The organism is Acidovorax temperans, from assembly GCF_028596105.1.
GTDB classification, from domain to species: domain Bacteria; phylum Pseudomonadota; class Gammaproteobacteria; order Burkholderiales; family Burkholderiaceae_C; genus Acidovorax; species Acidovorax temperans.
The window spans coordinates 16,734-32,883 of record NZ_CP117195.1 but is presented as its reverse complement, the minus strand read 5'-3'; the positions used below and the strand labels follow the sequence as shown (position 1 = coordinate 32,883).

The 16,150-nt window shown below is 62.2% G+C and carries 13 protein-coding genes, 5 pseudogenes and 1 other annotated feature; of the genes and pseudogenes, 13 read left to right on the top strand and 5 right to left on the bottom strand.

The genetic code is table 11. From position 1 onward, the window contains the following. Window positions 1-434: 434 nt before the first annotated feature. The 4 genes and pseudogenes from PQV96_RS22380 to PQV96_RS22290 form a co-directional block, all read right to left on the bottom strand. Window positions 435-812 (bottom strand): annotated as a pseudogene (locus PQV96_RS22380) (hypothetical protein); the annotation flags it as partial. After that, a protein-coding gene (locus PQV96_RS22300) for an IS3 family transposase (RefSeq protein WP_142085890.1) occupies window positions 703-1,937 on the bottom strand; the annotation gives its coding sequence in 2 pieces (ribosomal slippage) (window positions 703-1,655 and window positions 1,655-1,937; 1,236 coding nt in all). The pseudogene PQV96_RS22380 and the gene PQV96_RS22300, both read right to left, overlap by 110 nt. Then, window positions 1,543-1,659, bottom strand: a sequence feature (AL1L pseudoknot). Its footprint overlaps the gene before it by 117 nt. 79 nt (window positions 1,938-2,016) lie before the next feature. Beyond that, a complete protein-coding gene (locus tag PQV96_RS22295) occupies window positions 2,017-4,185 on the bottom strand; it encodes a TonB-dependent receptor (protein WP_238385505.1) in 2,169 nt (722 codons plus the stop codon). Between the two features lie 447 nt (window positions 4,186-4,632). Continuing rightward, window positions 4,633-5,837, bottom strand: a protein-coding gene (locus PQV96_RS22290) for an IS3 family transposase (protein ID WP_142085889.1) whose coding sequence is annotated in 2 segments (ribosomal slippage) — window positions 4,633-5,558 and window positions 5,558-5,837 — 1,206 coding nt in all. Because the reading frame shifts where the segments join, the coding sequence is not laid out codon by codon here. 65 nt (window positions 5,838-5,902) lie between these two features. On the opposite strand from PQV96_RS22290, the pseudogene PQV96_RS22285 reads away from it, so the two are divergent. From PQV96_RS22285 to PQV96_RS22270, 4 genes and pseudogenes are all read left to right on the top strand, one after another. After that, window positions 5,903-6,136: pseudogene (locus PQV96_RS22285) on the top strand (replication protein RepA); the annotation flags it as partial. Between the two features lie 1,172 nt (window positions 6,137-7,308). Further along, entirely contained in the window at window positions 7,309-8,181 is an 873-nt protein-coding gene (locus PQV96_RS22280) for a DNA-binding protein (RefSeq protein WP_034033204.1), read from the top strand. After that, a complete protein-coding gene (locus PQV96_RS22275) occupies window positions 8,168-8,797 on the top strand; it encodes an antitoxin VbhA family protein (RefSeq protein ID WP_181153543.1) in 630 nt (209 codons plus the stop codon). Before PQV96_RS22280 ends, PQV96_RS22275 begins: the two co-directional genes overlap by 14 nt. Continuing rightward, window positions 8,787-9,071, top strand: coding sequence for a hypothetical protein (locus tag PQV96_RS22270; protein WP_105772948.1), 285 nt, complete (start codon window positions 8,787-8,789; stop codon window positions 9,069-9,071). The genes PQV96_RS22275 and PQV96_RS22270 overlap by 11 nt, the downstream gene beginning before the upstream one ends. Window positions 9,072-9,323: 252 nt before the next feature. Here the strand turns inward: PQV96_RS22270 and PQV96_RS22265 are convergent, their stop codons facing one another. Next, entirely contained in the window at window positions 9,324-9,575 is a 252-nt protein-coding gene (locus tag PQV96_RS22265; protein ID WP_026353332.1) for a helix-turn-helix domain-containing protein, read from the bottom strand. A gap of 122 nt (window positions 9,576-9,697) precedes the next feature. Here PQV96_RS22265 and PQV96_RS22260 point away from each other — a divergent pair, with 122 nt between their 5' ends. The 9 genes and pseudogenes from PQV96_RS22260 to PQV96_RS22220 all read left to right on the top strand — a co-directional run bounded on the left by PQV96_RS22260 (window position 9,698) and on the right by PQV96_RS22220 (window position 16,132). Further along, window positions 9,698-10,039 (top strand): hypothetical protein, encoded by a 342-nt coding sequence (locus PQV96_RS22260; RefSeq protein ID WP_201357143.1) that lies wholly within the window; start codon window positions 9,698-9,700, stop codon window positions 10,037-10,039. After that, window positions 10,036-10,290, top strand: a complete 255-nt coding sequence (locus PQV96_RS22255; RefSeq protein ID WP_034033207.1) for a hypothetical protein — start codon at window positions 10,036-10,038, stop codon at window positions 10,288-10,290. The genes PQV96_RS22260 and PQV96_RS22255 overlap by 4 nt, the downstream gene beginning before the upstream one ends. Window positions 10,291-10,307: 17 nt before the next feature. Next, on the top strand, window positions 10,308-10,589 hold the full coding sequence (locus tag PQV96_RS22250) for a hypothetical protein (RefSeq protein WP_105794836.1): 282 nt from the start codon (window positions 10,308-10,310) through the stop codon (window positions 10,587-10,589). A gap of 103 nt (window positions 10,590-10,692) precedes the next feature. Continuing rightward, window positions 10,693-10,764, top strand: a pseudogene (locus PQV96_RS22245) (hypothetical protein); the annotation flags it as partial. 74 nt (window positions 10,765-10,838) lie between these two features. Then, complete coding sequence (locus tag PQV96_RS22240; RefSeq protein WP_000179844.1) at window positions 10,839-12,518, top strand: Mu transposase C-terminal domain-containing protein; 1,680 nt, start codon at window positions 10,839-10,841, stop codon at window positions 12,516-12,518. A 2-nt stretch (window positions 12,519-12,520) separates the two neighbouring features. Beyond that, window positions 12,521-13,084, top strand: a pseudogene (locus tag PQV96_RS22235) (TniB family NTP-binding protein); the annotation flags it as partial. Between the two features lie 94 nt (window positions 13,085-13,178). Further along, window positions 13,179-14,234, top strand: a complete 1,056-nt coding sequence (locus PQV96_RS22230) for an IS110 family RNA-guided transposase (protein ID WP_142085887.1) — start codon at window positions 13,179-13,181, stop codon at window positions 14,232-14,234. Between the two features lie 324 nt (window positions 14,235-14,558). After that, window positions 14,559-14,918 (top strand): annotated as a pseudogene (locus PQV96_RS22225) (TniB family NTP-binding protein); the annotation flags it as partial. Continuing rightward, window positions 14,915-16,132, top strand: a complete 1,218-nt coding sequence (locus PQV96_RS22220) for a TniQ family protein (protein WP_142085885.1) — start codon at window positions 14,915-14,917, stop codon at window positions 16,130-16,132. The pseudogene PQV96_RS22225 and the gene PQV96_RS22220, both read left to right, overlap by 4 nt. Window positions 16,133-16,150: the final 18 nt, after the last annotated feature.

Sequence of the window (16,150 nt, the reverse complement as noted above, 5' to 3'; positions counted from 1 at the left end):
CGTGAACCTCAAAAGTGGGAGGCCACCATACCCGTTTACAAAGCGAACAGGAAAGTCAATGAAATCAACGGTCTACCCAGACCACCCCCGCGCCAGTGCTAGCTTTGCGTACCGTCACTTATTGCACTGAAAACGAGGAGACCCCTGGTAGTCCAAGTTTTTGTCCGCATCCCCGGTGGGTCAGAATTCAGTGGAAATTAACAGCTGTGGCGGTAGAGCCACAGCCCACTCCATCGCCATGCTGCCGGACCGGCTGTCTCAACAGGCACTGCTCAGGCATAACAGGAGTGAAGCCGATGTTCAACGTTCACGCACTGCACAGGCACCGAGACCGACAAGCATTCTGTCCACAACTGGCGAGAAGTGATGGACACAATCAAGTAGGCTAACCCTATGATTTACATGGGTTCGAAAGTGTCCATTTTTTCAAAAGAGCCGGATGGCGCAGTGCGTGCACGGTCTACCGCGCGGCCTTCGATCAATTCAGCAATGGCATAGAGGGCCATCACCATGGCGGCTTCTGGCCATTGGCCAATGAGAAACGCGCCAGTCACGGCCACTGTCATCAGCGCATTGATGTTCAGCCGCCCCTGCAGCAATGCGGAAAACCCCTTGCGGTAGGTAGAAAAGCCCGCCAGCCAGATGGCCGCCGCCGCCAGGGCCGGGGTTGAACCGCCCCGGGTTTCAAGGAGGCTGATTGGTTTAAGTTGACACCTCTGTCGAGGTGTTGCTGACGGCGAGTTGCCGCCAGTAGTTTGCCTCAGCTTCTGCGGGAGGGATGCCCCCAATCGGCGTGAGCAGTCGGACGTGATTGAACCAGTGCACCCATTGCAGGGTGGCCAGTTCCACGGATTCCCTGGTCTTCCAGGGTCCCCGGCGGTGAATCAGCTCGGCCTTGTACAGCCCGTTGATGGTCTCGGCCAGTGCGTTGTCGTAACTGTCGCCCCGGCTGCCCACCGAAGGCCGTATGCCCGCCTGGTCCAGGCGCTCGGTATAGCGGATGGAAACGTACTGACTGCCCCTGTCGGAATGGTGCGTCAAGGCATCAGCCACAGGCTGGCGGTCGTACAAGGCCTGCTCCAGCGCATCCAGCACAAAGTCCGTCTGCATGCTGCTGCTGACCCGCCAGCCCACGATGCGCCGGGCATACACGTCCACCACGAAGGCCACGTACAGCCAACCCTGCCAGGTGGAGACATAGGTGAAGTCCGACACCCATAGCTCGTTGGGACGGCTGGCCTTGAAGTGCCGGTTGACGTGGTCCAGCGGGCACGGGGTCGAGGTATCCGGCGTGGTGGTGCGCACCGCCCTGCCACGGCGTGTCCCTTGCAAGCCCATGGCACGCATCAGACGCTCGACCGTGCAGCGCGCCACCACGATGCCCTCGCGGTTCATCTGCAGCCAGACCTTGTCGGCCCCGTAGACCTGCCAGTTGGTGTGCCACACGCGCTGGATGTCGGCCTTCAAGCCCTCGTCACGCTGGGCGCGTTGACTGCGCAGTTGCGGGTTGCGTTGTCGGGCTGCGTGGCGCCAGTAACACGACGGGGCCATCTGCAGCACCCGGCAGATGGGCTCGACCCCGTAGTCGTCACGGTGGCGGTCGATGTAGGCCTTCACGATTTGAGTCGGCGGTCGAGCTCCGCCTGCGCAAAAAACGCGCTGGCCGTCTTCAGGATGTCATTGGCCCGGCGCAGCTCTTTGACCTCACGTTCCAGTTCCTTGATGCGCTGGGCATCCGAACTGGTGGTGCCGGCACGCTGGCCGCTGTCGACCTCGGCCTTCTTGACCCATTCGTGGAGGGTCTGCGGCACACAGCCAATCTTGGGGGCAATCGATTCAATGGCTGCCCACAGCGATGGGTAGTCGGCTCGATGCTCCTGCACCATGCGCACGGCGCGCTCGCGGACCTCGGGTGAGAACTTGTTTGACTTGGTCATAGCTCCATCTTCTCAAGTGTTGGAGCCTCCTCAAAACCCGGGGCGGTTCAACCTCAACTAGTCTGCCGGGCTTCGTCAATCAGAATTTCGCATTCAGCGCCAATCGAACGCCACGAGGCGCGCCCGGCGTGATGTTTGTGTTGCTGTTGGCGTTGATGTAGTACTTCTTGTTGAGAAGGTTCTCTACGTTGAGCTGTACTTGCATGGACTTGCTGATGGTGTAGAAGACAGCAGCATCGACACGGGTGTAGCCAGGGAGCGAGACATTCGGCGTGGGGTTAGCAGCGGTAGCGATCAGCTCGTTGGCTGCAAACATCTTCGTCCGATGTATTACGCCCAAACCTGCACCCCAGGCAGGAGTGAAGTCATAGCGGTTCCACAGCGTCAGGGTGTGCTTTGGAACTTGGCCCACCGCGCCACCGGCTCGCTGCGTGGCAGAGGTATCGGCCACAAACTTTGCGTCTGCATACGTGTAGCCACCTGCCACACTCCACGCGGCATTTACCCGCCCTGTCAGGCCCAGCTCAAGCCCTTGCGAACGCTGGCCATCGCTCAGCATAGTGCGAGTGCTGGTTGGATCTGTGGGATCCAACACGATCACGTTGGTGCGATCCAATCGATAGAGCGCTGCTGTGGCTGATAGGTTAGAGCGCAGATCCCACTTGGCTCCCAACTCAAAGTTCTTGAACTTCTCTGGCTTGAGCGCTGCATTTGTGAGACTCAGCGAGGACAGTTGATCGCCAGCACGCGGTTGATAGGCGACGCTGTAGTTGGCATACAGCGAGACGGCCTCTACAGGTTTGTAGATGACACCCACACGAGGCGACACAAGGCCATCCGACGTGTCGAACGTTTGACCATTGCGGTTATTCCGGAAATCGACAGTGAACTTGTCGTAGCGCAAGCCGCCTACGATCTGGAACTGAGGAGACAGCTCAATCTGATCCTGGAAGTACAGCGCGGCAACCTTCGCCTTACCACTGTTGTCCGCATCCGTGGCGCTTTGGCGGTACTGAATGGGCAGTGAAGTCGTGGGATTGGACAGCGGCACCGTCACGCTCGTAACGTTGCCCGGAAAGTACCCTGTGTTCCGGAAGTTGTCTGTGTCCTGCTGTCCTAACTCCATACCGAACAACAGCTTGTGCTTCACAGAGCCAGCACTGATGTTGTAGCTGAAGTCGGTTTGATTGAAGATGCTCTTTCTGCTGGTGGCATTGTTGTATGCGCTGATAGCGACTGATGTGCCCGCCGCGTTGACTGCACCCGGAAAGACGTTCTGGTAGAACTTGTCCTGATCTGTGATTCTGGTGCGGTTGCGAAGAGATAGGCCACTGTCGAACTCGTGCTCAACCGACGCACTGAAGGCATTGAGCGTTGTTCCAGTAGGACTGCCAGCCGCATTCCCGAAGAACGTAGAAGGTGCGACCGCTAAAGGTACGCCCTTGAAGGTGCTGATTCCGCGATCGGCAATCCGGTCGTCCTTGAAATGCTCATATCCAAGGGTCACCAGTGTTTTAGAGCCCGCGCGCCAAGACAAGGTGGGGTTGACGCCAGATCGCTTGATCCAGACGCCATCGCGGTAACTGTCAGAGTTTTCGTACAAGGCGTTCACACGGAATGCCAACTGATCACTGATCGGCTGATTGATGTCGGCGGTGAGGCGGCGGTTACTATTCGAGCCCAGCGTCACAGAGCCTCCCAGCGAAGGGGTCCATCGAGCCTGCTTACTCACACGGTTGATGAGACCGCCCGTGGCCCCTCGACCAAAAATCATCGCGTTAGGGCCTTTGAAGACTTCCACGCGCTCAATGTTGTAGAGATCTCGGTAGTACTGGACGTCATCGCGAACCCCATCGATGAAGAAGTCTCCGGTGCTGCTAATGCCGCGAAAAATAGGCGTTTCGCGATTGCCTTCTCCTTGCGCAAAGCCAATGCCAGGCACATAGAGCGTTGCCTCAGCCAGGCTCTGGGCAGCCTGGTCGCGGATCTGATCTTTGGTCACTACGGAAATCGACTGAGGGGTATCCCGCACGGGCGTGTCAGTCTTCGTGGCAGTTGAACTGCGCGGTGCGGCGTAGCCCTCTTCCGTCTCGCTGGTCACCGTCACAGTGGGTAGCGAGGCGGCCTGAGCCAATGCCGAGGCTGCAGGCATGGAGAGGGTTGCGGTAGCCGCAACGATTTCAATGGCGCGGCAGATGGCGTTACGCCGCGGGGATGTGACCACACCAGAGGATTGGGTTCGATTCATTTGAAGCATTGAGAGCCTTGGGAGCGGGAAGAGGAGTCAGGACGCCCCCGAAATCGCGAAGACATGGGGCGTGGATCACGCAATAACAAAATGCGACTTGTTCTCAGTCGCAATCAAATGTATCAATGCAAAAGTAGTTCTGTCAAGTTCTACTATTTGATGAAGCGCAGTACCACTGATGATCTGGGACAAGCTCGCGAGAACCGGCCCTGCGACGTAGCCTCGCCGTGATACGCTTCCGCACCCATGGCACGTAGCGTCCTACTTGTAGCTGCAGACGAAGAGCTCCGCCGGATCACCAAAGACCTTCTCGAACTGGAAGGGTTTGAAGTCCGAACGGCGAGGAGCGGTTCGGACGCGACCATGCTTATGGGGAAACGCATAGCACGGGTCGTGGTGATCGACGATTGACCTTGCCCCTGTTTCGTGTAGTTCTTAACCCACGATTCACGCGGCCTTTTTGCGCTGTGCCTCGTACCAGCGTTGTTCGTACTGCATCGGGCTGAGGTAGCCCAGCGAGGAATGCAGCCTGCGGTGATTGTAGAAGGCCATCCAGTCCATCACCGCCTGCCCGGCCTGCTCACGGGTAGCGAATTTGCACCCATGTACGCTGGCTGTTTTCAGCCGCCCCCAGAAGCTTTCCGTTGGGGCGTTATCCCAGCAGTTGCCCTTCCTGCTCATCGATGAACGCATGCCCCAGTCCTTCAGTGCGCCCTGGACCTCGTGGCTGCAATACTGGCTGCCCCGGTCGCTGTGGAATATCAGACCGGGTGGTGGCCGGCGACGCCACCACGCCATGGTCAGCGCGTCCTTGACCAGGCTTGCCTGCATGTGCGACTGCAGGCTCCAGCCCACCACCTGGCGGCTAAACAGGTCGATGACGGCGGCCAGGTACAGCCAGCCTTCGTCGGTTTGGATGTAGGTGATGTCGCCACTCCATAGCTGGTTGGGAGCTTCAGGGTTGAAGCGCCGCTGCACCAGGTCAGGTGCCACCGGCAGGCTGTGGCGGCTGTCGGTGGTGACCACGAACTTGCGTTTCGTTTTGGCCTTGATGCCGTGCTGCTGCATGAGCTTGCGAACCCGGTCTTTGCCCACCCGGATGCCTCGGGCCACAAGCTCCTTGTGCATGCGTGGCCAGCCGTATTCGCCCTTGACCTCGGCGTGGATGGCACGGATGTGCGCCAGCAGGGCTTCATCGCTGTAGAGTCGGCCAGGGCCGCTGCGGCCATGACCATCCTCTCGCCGGCGCAGCCAGTTGAAGTACCCGCTGGCGCTGACCTCCAGCACCCCGCAGGACACGCTCACCGGGTAACGGTACTTCATTTGGTCAATCCAGGCGTACCTCGCAGCGTGTCCTGCGCGAAGTACGCCGCAGCTTTTTTTGCGATGTCGCGCTCCATGCGAAGGCGAGCATTCTCGGCGCGCAGCCGGGCAATCTCCATCTGCTCGGGCGAGACTTTGGTCGCCTTGTCGGCGCTGCCAACGTCGTTCAGCTCTCCCTTGGATGACAGTCGCACCCAGTTGCCCAGACTGGCCTTGGGAATGCCCAGCACCTTGGCCACCACCGCAATCGCCTGGCCAGCTCGCACCTGCCGAACCGCCTCCAGTTTGAACTCCCGCGTGTACTGCGCACGCACTTGCTTGTCACTCATTGCTCAACTCCTTGTCGGTATTTTCAACAAGGGTTAAGAACTCCACTTTTCAGGGGCAACCTCAAGCCCAGCGACTACACCGCATCGAAGGCAGGCCCGTCGTTCTGCATTGGGCGAGTCTGCGCGAGCAGTTCGGCCAGGAGTACCAAGGGAAAGATCCCGACAAAGACTTCAAGAAGAAGTTTTTGCATGCCTTGCGCGCTGTGCTCGCTGTGTACCCTCAAGCACGAGTCAAGCAGGTGACGGGCGGCGTGATGCTGATGGCCTCGCCGCCGCCGATCCCCTTCAAAGGTTCATAGCCTGATGCCCGGCCCACGCGTCGCCGTGGGCTTCATTGGTGACAAAAACCAACCAGGTGCATGCACTTTGACACCATGCCTAATCAGACCCCCCTCCGCCACAAGGCTACGTCAGCCTTGGGCGGAAGCACCCCCCGTCAGCCTGTTGGCAAGCCTGTTAGTTGGTGAAGTTGTCCACGCCTAATCAGACCCCCCCACCATGCCTAATCAGACCCCCCAAGGGTGCGTTTTCCATGCCTAATCAGACCCCCTGATCGTGCCTAATCAGACCCCCCCTAAACCGATAGGTTATGCCTTTAGTTTTTACCTTTATCTTTAACCGATAGTTGGAGGGCCGCTCGCTGTGGAAAACGCAGCGCCCACCAAAGACCGCTCCGCCTCTTAGGGGGCAAGCCCCCTGCCGGCTCCTGCGGGCCGCAAGCGGCCCTCCGCCCGCGCTTCGCGCTCCCGCCCGGCATCCCCAGGGGCTACGCCCCTCGGCCTTCGGCCTCACCCCATATCGAGGCCCCCAGAGGGGGCCGGATAGTGCCCCCGGTCGCAGCTCCACCGCCCAAGCTAAGAACAGGCCACATCGGTTTGCCACCGCTGCAAGGTTTGGCAAAAAAGGCAGGCCGCCGCCTGCGCGTTGAACAAGCCACCCAGGTAAGCCGACGCTCTCCCATCCCCCCCGCCCCTTCCCGCTGGGAAGGGGAGCGAGTCGCCCTCTGTCGTCAGGGGTGCAGGCTGCGCGGCGCTTCGCTTGCTTCTCCTGCCCCCCCTCCTTGAGGCTTGGGCCGTTCCAAGTGCGTCAAGGGCCGGGCTTCGCCCTCTCCATCCCGGCCCGTGTCCTCGCCTTCGGCTGCGGGCCGCGCCAGCCGGGATTCCGACCCTTGACCCACTTTCCACTTAAGAACCGGGAACCCCGCCGCATCGAGGGCAGGCATACCGGCTGATCCTGCCCGTTGGCCGCGTTTTCCGGGCCGTGGCGGGCCGTTTGTACTGCCGCCGACGGTATCCCCTACCCCAACGGCCAAAATCGCGCTAAATGGCCTGTTTTGCCCCTTGGCCTGGCGTAGGCGATCCGTCACACGACGATGGATGGCAAAAATATCGCTTGCATATCGTATCTGTATTTCGTATCATATCTGTATTGATACGAGTTACACCGATACGGTACGGAAGGAGCAACGATCATGGCACGAGAAGGCATCACGTTTGAGCAGGTCGCCGCCGCCGCTGATGCGCTGGTTGGCGAAGGGCAACAGCCGACTATCCGCGCGATCCGCGAGCGTTTGGGCACCGGCAGTCCGAATACCGTTCACAAACATCTGACTGCCTGGCGCGAGGCTCGCCCGGTGGCGGCTGCCGCTGCGCCGGAACTGCCTCAGGCATTGACGGCTGCTATTGCCGCCGAGATCGAGCGCGCAGCCGCCCAAGCCCGCGCCGAGATCGAGGGCCGCTTGGTGCAGGCCCAGGGCGAGGCCGTCGAGCTGGCTGCCGCTGGTGAGGTGATCGAGGCCGAGCGCGATGCTCTGGCCGAGCAGGTGGCAGAACTCACCCGCGAGCGTGACACTCTGGCGGGCAAGGCCGAGCAGCAAGCCGCCGACTTGGCCGACCAGGCGCAGCGCATCGAGCGCGAGCAACAGGCCGCCGAATCGGCGCGGGTGGAGCTGGCCACGGCCCGCCTCAAGATCGAGGCACAGGCCGAACGGCAGACCGAGCAGGCCGCCGAGATCGAGCGCCTACGCGCCGCGCTGGCCGATGCGCAGCAGGGCCGCACCGCCGCCGAACAGCAGGCCGCCGTGCTGGCCGCCAAACTGGAGGCATGCGCTGAACGGGTGGCCCGTGCAGAGGCCCGCGTCGAGCAGATCGAGCAGCAGGCCGCCAAGGCGGCACAGGCCAACGAAGAAGCCCGAGCCGCTGCCGCGCAGGAAGCCCGGCAGGTGCAAGCAGAACGCGACGAAGCCCGCAAGGTGGCCGCCGAGGCGCGCGAGCAGGCCGCGCGCCTGGCGGGGCAACTCGAAGCCCTCACCACCAAGGAACGAAAAACCGATGAAAGACCGTGACCACAACGAAGCGATGGCCGGCATGTTTCAGGCCGAACCCCGATTTGCCGCCGACTATCTGCGCCAGGTGTTGGCCGATGGCGAACCTGCCGACGTGCGCGCCGGTTTGCGGCAAATGGCGGATGTGCTGCGCGTCAGCCAGGCCGCTGCGCCGACCGATTCCGCGCCTTCGGCGGGCCTCTTTGACCGGGCCGGCGTGCGCTACGAAGTGGCGTGTGATGTGATCGGGGCGTTGATTGCCCACTACGCCGAAATCATGGGACGCGAGCGCGAGCAGGCGCAGCCGAATGAGGCGGTTTTGCGCGTGGCCGGGGCGATGAAGGCGGCGCTGGCCGGGGAGCGGGACGATCTCGACCCGCGCGACAGCGCCGGCATCGAGGCGGCGATTTCGCGCTATGCGCCACTGGCGCGCCGGCTGTATGGCCAAGCTGAAAACGACCACGCCCGCCAGGAGCAGCGCCGCGCCGATTTCGACCAGGTGCATGCCTCGCTGGCCTTGGAGGGACTGGCCATGAGCGCGGACGATTTGGCGGTTCAGGCGCTGCTGATCCGGGGCGACATTACCCACGATGAGGCGGTGCAGTGCTACCGCATCCTGCATCGCCATGCGCGGTAAAACCGACTGGCCGCCCGAGGTGGCCGGTGTGCTGGGTTTGCTCGAATCGCAGCCGCCAGAGGCGGCGATGCTGGTGGGCTGTTTTCTGGCGGCGGTAGCCCATCCCGATCATGCGGCCGAGCTGGCGATGTTCGACAAATTGCTGTCAGCGGCCCGGATGGCTGTCGGGCGGTTTTTCTCGTTTTTCCTGGCGGGCGGCCTGGACGATGCCGGGCGCGAAAAGCTGCATTCGCACATGCAGGCATGGTTTGTCCGTCAGCGCCGATTTCGGTGAATGGCCGGACTCATCCACTAGGGCCGGGCAAGGGATGGACAGAGGGCGATGCTGGCTTGCGGGACGGCCCCGCACCCCCAGAAAACTTGTCACACACCACGCAACTCCCGTTGCTTCGCTAAAAGCCTTGTGCTGCAAGGCTTTTAGCGCGGCGACACCGAAGACACATCGCGGCGACACCGAAAGGGCGGAACCGGCATAAAACCCTTGCTGCGCAAGGAAAACAGCCGCGCTTTCGCGCGCGAAATTGCTTCAAATGCCTGTCGGCATCAGCAAGGCATAGGCCTGCACGCCAAAGGCGTTGGCGATGCGCTCCAGGTTGTCCAGGGAGATGTTTCTGACTTGGCGCTCGCAGTGCGCAACAAAGGTGCGATGTAGGCCGCACTCGAAGGCGAGCGCTTCTTGTGACCAGCCTCTTTCCCGGCGTAATCGGATCATGTTGGCCGCGAGCACGGCCCGCGCGGAATGCGCGGTCTGTGCGGGAGATAGGGCGGCGGGAGACATGCAAACCAGTCTCCCGATGTGCTGCTTTTACGTCAGCCGTGTTTAAGTCACAATATGGCTTTCTCATTGAGAAAGACGGCGTGACGATGGGCAGAAAAACAGCAATCAGGCGAGGGGGGGCCGTGTTGGCCAGCCTGTTGATTGGCGCAATTGAACCGGCCGGCGCGGCCTCCCTGGTCGGCGGTCAAACCGATGATTCCGTGTGCGACCTGGGCAGCGCGTCACAGAACGCCCGCAAGCTGTCGGCAGCGGGCGACTTCATCCGCGCGCAGTGCAAAAACGGTCAAATGTTGGTGGGTTCCGGCATCGTGCCTGCCGGCGGGTTTGACTCGGAAGTGGTGCGCCTGGCGCGCACCTTCTGCCGCATGGCGGACATTCAGACCCGGCGCACGCAGGGCAACATGGCCGGCCTCGTCATGGAGATCGACGAGGTACGGTGCATCATCGGGAAGCTGCCGACATGAGAAAAACGCTGCTGACTGGCCTCTTGGCCGTTGTGGCAGCAAACGTGGTTGCCGCTGATGGCGGAGCTCCTTTGCGCGGCGGTGTTTGCATCGGCCCGTTCCGGGGCGCTGATTCTGTCGTGCACTGCGAGCACATCGGCAAGGTGACGATCCGCCAGATTTACGAAAAGGGCTTTCGGGTCGTTCACATGCAGGACGACAAGAACACAGCCAGCTACGTTGTGCTGGTTATCGAGGAGCAGGCGCGATGAGGGCGAAGGCGTGGCGGATGCTGTTTGCCGGGCGGCGCTGGATGCTCTGGCTTCCCGTGCCGGCGTCGGTATGGCTGGCACTGCCCGAATGGCAGCACATCCCCGCTATGTTGTTCGGCGGCCTGATCGTGTGGATTCCCTTCTGGCTCGCGTGGTGGCTCAGTGATGGCTTCGCGGGCATGTCCAGGTGGCCAGGGACCGGCGCGCCTGCGGTATCGGGCGGGGTGAACCCGCACACCGGCAAGCCGTGCACGGTGTATCACCATCCGTGGGGAACTACTTACGTCGGCGGGGATTGAGCGCCAGCTTGAACACAGACGACAAGGGCCGGCTTTTGCTGGCCCTTGTTGTTCTGCGGCTGTCCAGAAAACGGTCAATTTATTTACATTCCCAGTTGACGCAATGAGTGTCATTTTCAGAAGACGACTGCACCAGTTGATTGGGCGTAATGGCTGTTGTGCAGCCAGCTCCTGACAGTTCAATATCAGAAGTGATCTGCACCAATCTCGACTATGCTCAATACTCGTGTGCACCAAAGCGAGGTGAGCATGGCGACGGACACCCCACGGATTCCAGAACAAGGCGTGGCCACTCTGCCTGATGAGGCTTGGGAGCGTGCGCGCCGTCGTGCGGAGATCATCAGTCCGTTGGCGCAGTCGGAGACGGTCGGGCACGAAGCGGCCGATATGGCGGCTCAGGCGCTGGGCTTGTCTCGGCGCCAGGTATACGTTCTGATCCGGCGTGCCCGGCAAGGCAGCGGCCTCGTGACGGATCTGGTGCCCGGCCAGTCCGGTGGAGGTAAAGGTAAGGGGCGCTTGCCGGAACCGGTCGAGCGCGTCATCCACGAGCTACTGCAAAAGCGGTTCCTGACCAAGCAGAAGCGCAGCCTAGCGGCCTTTCACCGCGAAGTCACTCAGGTGTGCAAGGCTCAAAAACTGCGAGTGCCGGCGCGCAATACCGTGGCCTTACGGATCGCTAGCCTTGACCCGCGCAAGGTCATCCGCCGGCGGGAAGGCCAGGATGCCGCTCGTGACCTACAAGGTGTGGGCGGCGAGCCTCCTGCCGTGACCGCGCCGCTGGAGCAGGTGCAGATAGACCATACGGTCATCGACCTGATCGTGGTCGATGACCGCGACCGGCAACCTATTGGCCGCCCGTACCTGACCCTCGCCATCGACGTGTTCACCCGCTGCGTGCTCGGCATGGTCGTCACGCTGGAAGCGCCGTCTGCCGTTTCGGTTGGCCTGTGCCTCGTGCATGTCGCCTGCGACAAGCGCCCTTGGCTGGAAGGACTGAACGTGGAAATGGATTGGCAGATGAGCGGCAAGCCCTTGCTGCTCTACCTAGACAACGCGGCCGAGTTCAAGAGCGAGGCCCTGCGCCGGGGTTGCGAGCAGCATGGCATCCGGCTGGACTATCGCCCGCTGGGACAGCCGCACTATGGCGGCATCGTGGAACGGATCATCGGCACGGCGATGCAGATGATTCACGACGAACTGCCGGGAACGACCTTCTCCAACCCTGACCAGCGCGGCGACTACGATTCCGAAAACAAGGCCGCCCTGACGCTGCGCGAGCTAGAGCGCTGGCTCACATTGGCGGTCGGCACCTACCACGGTTCGGTGCACAACGGCCTGCTCCAACCGCCGGCCGCGCGCTGGGCCGAGGCCGTGGCGCGTGTCGGCGTACCGGCCGTCGTCACACGCGCTACTTCGTTCCTGGTCGATTTTCTGCCGATCCTCCGGCGCACGCTGACCCGCACCGGCTTTGTCATCGACCACATCCACTACTACGCCGATGCGCTCAAGCCGTGGATTGCGCGGCGTGAACGCTGGCCGTCCTTTCTGATCCGGCGCGATCCGCGCGACATCAGCCGTATCTGGGTCCTGGAACCGGAGGGACAGCATTACCTGGAAATTCCCTACCGTACCTTGTCGCATCCGGCTGTCACCCTCTGGGAACAACGGCAGGCGCTGGCGAAACTGCGGCAGCAAGGGCGCGAACAGGTGGATGAGTCGGCGCTGTTCCGCATGATCGGCCAGATGCGTGAGATTGTGACCAGCGCGCAGAAGGCCACACGCAAGGCGCGGCGTGACGCGGATCGCCGCCAGCACCTCAAGACATCAGCTCGGCCGGACAAGCCCGTTCCGCCGGATACGGATATTGCCGACCCGCAGGCAGACAACTTGCCACCCGCCAAACCGTTCGACCAGATTGAGGAGTGGTAGCCGTGGACGAATATCCCATCATCGACCTGTCCCACCTGCTGCCGGCGGCCCAGGGCTTGGCCCGTCTTCCGGCGGACGAGCGCATCCAGCGCCTTCGCGCCGACCGCTGGATCGGCTATCCGCGCGCAGTCGAGGCGCTGAACCGGCTGGAAGCCCTTTATGCGTGGCCAAACAAGCAACGCATGCCCAACCTGCTGCTGGTTGGCCCGACCAACAATGGCAAGTCGATGATCGTCGAGAAGTTCCGCCGCACCCACCCGGCCAGCTCCGACGCCGACCAGGAGCACATCCCGGTGTTGGTCGTGCAGATGCCGTCCGAGCCGTCCGTGATCCGCTTCTACGTCGCGCTGCTCGCCGCGATGGGCGCGCCGCTGCGCCCACGCCCACGGTTGCCGGAAATGGAGCAACTGGCTCTGGCACTGCTGCGCAAGGTCGGCGTGCGCATGCTGGTGATCGACGAGCTGCACAACGTGCTGGCCGGCAACAGCGTCAACCGCCGGGAATTCCTCAACCTGCTGCGCTTCCTCGGCAACGAACTGCGCATCCCGTTGGACTACAAAGGGACTTCCCCCACCCGCCCGGTGGGGTTGCCACCCGGCATCAAAGTGCCAAGATTGCATTGCTGAAGGTCAATCTGAAACGGCGAGGAGGGAAGTCGAAATGGATGCTACGACGGTTGGAGTGGATCTGGCAAAGAATGTCTTCGTGGCCTGTGTGGCGGATTGCGCCGGGCGGATCGTGGCGCGGCGGGAGTTCAATCGGGCGGGCTTTCTGACCTGGCTCGGTACGCTGCCGGCGGGCACGGTGATCGGCATGGAAGCGTGCGGCAGTGCCCATCATTGGGGCCGTACGGCACAGCGCCTGGGCCTGGCTCCGCGGTTGATGGCGGCCGAGTTCGTGCGTCCGTACCGCAAGCGCCAGTCGGTCAAACACGACCGGGCCGACGCCGAAGCGATCCTGATCGCGCTGCGCTCGCCCGGCATGCGCTTCATCCCGGTCAAGACCGAAGCCCAGCAGCAGCGCCTGGCCTGGCACAGCCTGCGAATCGGCTGGGTAGAAGAGCGCACCGCGCTCCTTAACCGGATTCGCGGGCTGCTCGCTGAATTCGGGCTGATCGTCGATCCCGGCCCCAGGCATCTGCGGGCGCAACTGGCCGAGCGGGAGTTCGACACCGCGTTGTCGCCCGCCCTGCGGGGATTGATCCAGAGCGTGCGCGACCAGCTCGACGCGCTGGATGCGCGCATCGGCGAGTGCGACCGACAGATCACCGCCCAGCAGGCGGACGATCCGCTGGCGAAGCGGGCGCGGGATCTGCCCGGCGTCGGGCTCATCACCGCCGACGCGGTGACCGCCAGCGTGGGCGATGCGTCGATGTTCAAGAACGGGCGACAGTTTGCCGCGTGGCTCGGTCTTACCCCCAGCCAGTCGGGCAGCGGCGGCAAGACGAAGCTCGGACGCATCACCCGGCGCGGCGACGACTACTTGCGAACCCTGCTCGTGCAGGGCGCGCGCAGCGTGCTGGCTGCGACGATGCGAAAACAGCGGCGGGAATCCCCTGAAAAGCTGACGCGTCTGCAACAGTGGATCGTTGCGCTGAGCGGACGGATCGGCTACCACAAGACCTTGATCGCCATCGCCAACAAGCACGCTCGGCAACTGTGGGCGGTGCTGGCGAAGGGCGAGGCTTACAACCCGCAGGCCTGGCAGCGGGCCTGAGCACAACCGAGCAATGGCAACTGCACATCAGCGATAGACGAACAGGTCAGACCGACCCGCAGGGAACCTGGCTAACCCAATGGCGGATCAACAAGACGGGCGGCTGATCCCCGCTCGCCGGACACCGCCGACGTAGGATCAAGGCTTGCGGGTGCGGTTAATCGCATGGCCCCGGGCGAGACCCGATCAAGGCCGATTAGAGAGAGGCAGTCTGTCTGTCCGATCCGTCGCGTGCGTGCAGGAGTCTGGAAGGGAACGCAGGAAAGAAAAACCGGCCTGGCGGCCGGTCATTGGAAAACGGTGCTTGACGGGGAAGTCCTTAGAGTTGGGGTAGGCACGCGCGACGCCTACCTAGCCATCCGCTCCGATGACCAGTTGGAAAATCGCTTCGAGCCGATGATGCTGCCGGTATGGGAGGCCAACGACGATTGCTGCTCACTGCTGGCCAGCTTCGCCGCTTCGCTCCCGCTGCGCCGGCCTTCCCCAATTGCCACGCTGGACATGGCTCGCTACCTGCTCACACGCAGCGAGGGCACCATAGGGGAACTGGCGCACTTGCTGATGGCGGCGGCCATCGCCGCCGTGGAGAGCGGCGAGGAAGCAATCAACCACCGCACGCTCAGCATGGCCGATTACACCGGTCCCAGCGAGCGGCGTCGGCAGTTCGAGCGGGAACTGATGTGAAGCCAGCTCCACGCTGGCCGCTGCATCCGGCTCCCAAGGAAGGCGAAGCCTTGTCCTCGTGGCTCAATCGTGTCGCCGTCTGCTACCAGATGGATATGTTTGACCTGTTGGAACACGACCTTGGGCATGACCAGATCGATGACCTGGACACCGCACCGCCGGTGGCGCTGCTGACGGCACTCTCCCGGCGAAGCGGCATCGAGCTGGACCAACTGCGCTGCATGAGTTTTGCTGGCTGGGTGCCATGGCTGCTGGATAGCCTCGACGACCGGGTTCCGTCCGCCCTGGAAACCTATGCGTTCCAGTTCTCGGTAATGCTGCCAAAACGCAACCGCAAGACGAGATCGGTCACGAGCTGGCGCGCGTGGCTGCCCAGTCAGCCAATCCGTCGGGCCTGCCCACTCTGCCTGAGTGATTCAGCGAACCAGGCGGTACTGCTCGCGTGGAAGCTACCCCTGATGCTGAGCTGTCCGCTGCATGGCTGCTGGCTGGAATCCTATTGGGGCATGCCAGGGCGTGTACTTGGCTGGGAGAAGGCCGACGCTGCCCCGCGCATGGCCAGTGACGCGATTGCGGCGATGGACCGGCGCACATGGCAAGCACTGACAGCAGGATACGTCGAGTTGCCGCGCCGGCCCGTCCATGCCGGTTTGTGGTTCCGGCTGCTGCGTACACTGCTGGATGAGCTGAATACCCCGCTCTCGCATTGCGGGACTTGCGCTGGCAGTATCCGCTATGTCTGGGAGCGCTGCGGCCATCCGCTGCGCGCCGGGCAAAGTCTGTGGCATCCCTACGAGATTCTGGACTCATCGGTGCAGTTGCAGATATTGGAGGCAGCGGCAACCGCCATCGACCTGATCGAATCGAAGGTGTTGAGTCCACGCGGAGAACTGGCAACGCTGTTCCTGTCAGAGCCACAAACTGAGTTCACCAACGGCCTGCGAGCGGTTGAACGGAAGAAGGAACCCGTCAACCATTGGCAACAAGCCGTCAAAGCAATCAACGATGCCATTGTCGAGGCGCGGCACGATTCCGAGATAGCCCGCTCGTTATTCGCGATGGCATCCTTTGGACAGCGTGACCCTGAATCCCTGGAGCGTTTGCGCGTCACCTTTACCAAGGAGGGCATTCCCCCTGAATTTCTGTCACATTATGAGCCAGATGGCCCCTTTACATGCCGTAGACTAAATAACGGGTTAGGTGACAAATTTTGACGGCGAGAGCTTTCCGGT

What these genes read in the sequence shown, in the direction of transcription:
- PQV96_RS22295 (WP_238385505.1), bottom strand. Translation starts at nt 4,185, where the DNA reads ATGAATCGAACCCAATCCTCTGGTGTGGTCACATCCCCGCGGCGTAAC.
- PQV96_RS22280 (WP_034033204.1), top strand. Translation starts at nt 7,309, where the DNA reads ATGGCACGAGAAGGCATCACGTTTGAGCAGGTCGCCGCCGCCGCTGAT.
- PQV96_RS22275 (WP_181153543.1), top strand. Translation starts at nt 8,168, where the DNA reads ATGAAAGACCGTGACCACAACGAAGCGATGGCCGGCATGTTTCAGGCC.
- PQV96_RS22270 (WP_105772948.1), top strand. Translation starts at nt 8,787, where the DNA reads ATGCGCGGTAAAACCGACTGGCCGCCCGAGGTGGCCGGTGTGCTGGGT.
- PQV96_RS22265 (WP_026353332.1), bottom strand. Translation starts at nt 9,575, where the DNA reads ATGTCTCCCGCCGCCCTATCTCCCGCACAGACCGCGCATTCCGCGCGG.
- PQV96_RS22255 (WP_034033207.1), top strand. Translation starts at nt 10,036, where the DNA reads ATGAGAAAAACGCTGCTGACTGGCCTCTTGGCCGTTGTGGCAGCAAAC.
- PQV96_RS22250 (WP_105794836.1), top strand. Translation starts at nt 10,308, where the DNA reads ATGCTGTTTGCCGGGCGGCGCTGGATGCTCTGGCTTCCCGTGCCGGCG.
- PQV96_RS22240 (WP_000179844.1), top strand. Translation starts at nt 10,839, where the DNA reads ATGGCGACGGACACCCCACGGATTCCAGAACAAGGCGTGGCCACTCTG.
- PQV96_RS22230 (WP_142085887.1), top strand. Translation starts at nt 13,179, where the DNA reads ATGGATGCTACGACGGTTGGAGTGGATCTGGCAAAGAATGTCTTCGTG.